Origin of the sequence: Ancylobacter polymorphus (assembly GCF_030813495.1) — a bacterium.
GTDB lineage: Bacteria > Pseudomonadota > Alphaproteobacteria > Rhizobiales > Xanthobacteraceae > Ancylobacter > Ancylobacter polymorphus.
The window spans coordinates 1-2,040 of the sequence record NZ_JAUSUI010000020.1 but is presented as its reverse complement, the minus strand read 5'-3'; the positions used below and the strand labels follow the sequence as shown (position 1 = coordinate 2,040).

3 protein-coding genes and 1 pseudogene are annotated in these 2,040 nt (G+C 65.6%); all 4 read right to left on the bottom strand.

What is annotated here, in order from left to right:
- A pseudogene (locus J2S75_RS22430) lies at positions 1-231 on the bottom strand (hypothetical protein); the annotation flags it as partial.
- Complete coding sequence (locus J2S75_RS22425; RefSeq protein WP_307023467.1) at positions 228-554, bottom strand: hypothetical protein; 327 nt, start codon at positions 552-554, stop codon at positions 228-230. The gene J2S75_RS22425 and the pseudogene J2S75_RS22430, both read right to left, overlap by 4 nt.
- Positions 551-1,324, bottom strand: a complete 774-nt coding sequence (locus J2S75_RS22420) for a phosphoadenosine phosphosulfate reductase domain-containing protein (protein ID WP_307023465.1) — start codon at positions 1,322-1,324, stop codon at positions 551-553. The genes J2S75_RS22425 and J2S75_RS22420 overlap by 4 nt, the downstream gene beginning before the upstream one ends.
- The coding region (locus tag J2S75_RS22415) for a hypothetical protein (RefSeq protein ID WP_307023463.1) at positions 1,314-2,040 on the bottom strand (727 nt) is incomplete at its 5' end. The genes J2S75_RS22415 and J2S75_RS22420, both read right to left, overlap by 11 nt.

The window sequence follows — 2,040 nt, the reverse complement described above, 5'->3', positions numbered from 1 at the left end:
CCACGCCACCGGCTCCACCTCAGCGCCCGGCGCGGCAGGAGAGGCGGCGAGCATGGCGCGGTAGACTTCAAAGGCGACGTCGCACCCGAAGCCAAGGTCCGTATCTTCGTTCCAGGCCGTTGGGTTTGCGACGTCACCGGCCTCTATCATCTCAGGCGTCGGCTCGACCGGCACCAGCTTCCACTTGGCGTCCGTCTTCACGCTATCCATGGCGCGCTCCTTGGGGGTCATACCGGCCTCCGGGAATACCAATCGGTGTGATCCGGCCCAGCGATGGAATACGAGTGCTGGCAGAGCCGACGCATCAGCGCCTCAGCCAGACCCCGCGCCTTCACTCGCAGTTCGCCCTCGGCCGACGGGAAGCGGGGGTAGTTGATCAGGCCGACGCGGACGCCAGCTTCTTCCCCGCCCGTATAGATGTAGGCGACTGGTTCCACGGTGACGCAAAGGCCCGCATCGAAGCAGTACTCGCGACAAACCTGCTTCGCCTGCTCAAGGTCGCCAGCGATGAAGATGTCAAAGCGGATCGTGTCCGCGGTTGCTACTGGAGTCATGCTTCGCACCATCCGGTTGAGCAGCCGAACAGGTCTTCTTCGACCTCGGCGCCGTACTTGCCGCGCGGGCTGTTTGCCCAGCGCACTACCTCGTCGATGCCCTTGGCGCCCATGTGCCGCGCCGGCCGGAAGATTGGTTTCCCAATCTCCGCCTCTAGGGCGCGCATCTCGGCGATATCGTCCTCGGTCCAGAGGCGCATGTCGGACTTGTTGCTGTTGATGCAGCGACATTCGCGGGAGCGATGCGGAAGCGGTTCAATGCCGGCGCGGTGCAATAGCTCATCGCGCGCGGTTGCATCCCAGCAGACGAACGGCGCGAGCATGAGCCTGCCGCCGTGGTTGTCGCTGCGCACCAGGTACTCCGGGAATTTGGCCCGGCTATCCTCGGGGCTCTTGGCTTCATCGCGGCGCGCGCCGACAAGGCACACGGCCGACTTGTGCGGGTCGTGCTCGTCCAGCCACCGCATGCCCGGCTCAATCTTCAGCCGGAAGCTGCACCACTGGTAGCGCTGCGTCGGGAATCCCTTCTTCTCGCGCGCGAGGTTGGGGAAGCCGATGCTCTCGGTACGATAGGTCCAGAAGCCCAGCGATTGCGCCCAAGCTTCCTTCTCCTCGACGCGCTGGCGCCATTCCTTGGTTGCCCAGCCCGTGTCCGAATAGACGACGGCGACACCTTCAAGCTGCCACTCGTGCGCCCACTGGATCAGGGCGCAGCTATCATTGCCGTAGCTGGCGAATATGACGAAGCGGATGAAACGCTCACTCCCCATCCCGCCCTCCCTTGGCAGGCCGGAGGGCGGCGGCTGCCTTGTGGTCTGCGTCCCAAAGAACCTTCTCCAGGTCTTTGGCCGCGCTCGCGTCCGGGTCATGGCTGCGCCAATTGCAGTGCAGAGCCTTGGCGGAACGCAGGTACTCGGCGCTGATAAAGTCCTTCTCGACCTCAAGATGTGCGATCCGCGCGTCCTTCCGCTCCATCTCGGCGGCGGCTTCGCGGCACTTCTCGCCAAACGTCCACGGCGCGGCGTAGGCGTCGGCCTCGGTGACAGCCCGCAACCGCTCCACCAACTCATCGGAAGCGGCCGGCGCGGGGGTGGTGGGCTTGGTCGCGTTGTAGAGCGTGCCTTGGACGGTCTTCGTCGAGCAGCCGGACGACGGATAGCGCGGATCGTGCGCAACCGGCATCGTCAGGGGCGCCGCCGCGTCCTTCACCTCGGGGGCGGGGCGGGCGACGGGGCGCACAACCTGACGGCGCTGGCTGGCGATTGTCTGCGGCGGGGCACCCCAGAAGAACTCGCCAGACCTGACGATATAGGCGTCTATACGCCCGTTGTTGTCGCCATACTCCGACTTAAAGCAAAGCTCGCCGCCATCGGATAGAAATAGGCCGACGGGGCATTCAGCGAGCGTCGTCAGCTCGCCAGCTTCCCAGGCCCCGCCGCCCTGGGCGGCCATCGCCGCCTGCATGGCGCGGGCGCCGAGGATGGCC

What these genes read in the sequence shown, in the direction of transcription:
- J2S75_RS22425 (WP_307023467.1), bottom strand. Translation starts at nt 554, where the DNA reads ATGACTCCAGTAGCAACCGCGGACACGATCCGCTTTGACATCTTCATC.
- J2S75_RS22420 (WP_307023465.1), bottom strand. Translation starts at nt 1,324, where the DNA reads ATGGGGAGTGAGCGTTTCATCCGCTTCGTCATATTCGCCAGCTACGGC.